The 438-nt window shown below is 66.4% G+C and carries 1 pseudogene; it reads left to right on the top strand.

Annotation, left to right across the window (positions count from 1 at the left end):
* Positions 1-63: 63 nt before the first annotated feature.
* Positions 64-438 (top strand): annotated as a pseudogene (locus tag RNC47_RS36945) (hypothetical protein); the annotation flags it as partial.

The raw sequence follows: 438 nt of genomic DNA, 5'->3' as shown, positions 1-438 counted from the left end.
GACTACATCATCAAAGTCGCCCCTGGTATCTCAGCGAAAGCTGCTGGAGTGGGCCCCGACGCGGTGGCCGACAAGGCGATGGTGCTCTCGCTGATCGTCGGGCTGACGGCCCTGGCCATCACCTATGCCACGCAGCGACATACCTGGCGGACCCCCTCCCCGGACCTGTTACAGGAGTGGGAGACCGAGGCCGACCGACGTCCGACCGACTTGCCGGCGGACTCTGAGTCCGGACCGGACACAGGTTCGGACGTGGGCACTACCGCCGACGGCGTTACTCCCAAACCCCTCGCCATGCCGTCTACCAACGGCGGCTCCGCCACCGCGACCGTCGTCGCCACCCCCACCACGGTCCTGCCCGGGCCGGTGGACGAAGCTGAACCGGCCCGAAAGATGTTCTCGGCCAAAGTATTCGCGCTGCTGGTACCACTCGTCTAC

The organism is Streptomyces millisiae (assembly GCF_031845425.1).
GTDB classification, from domain to species: Bacteria; Actinomycetota; Actinomycetes; order Streptomycetales; family Streptomycetaceae; genus Streptomyces; species Streptomyces millisiae.
Note: the sequence above shows the minus strand (reverse complement) of the source record. Positions and strands in the feature narration are given on the sequence as shown.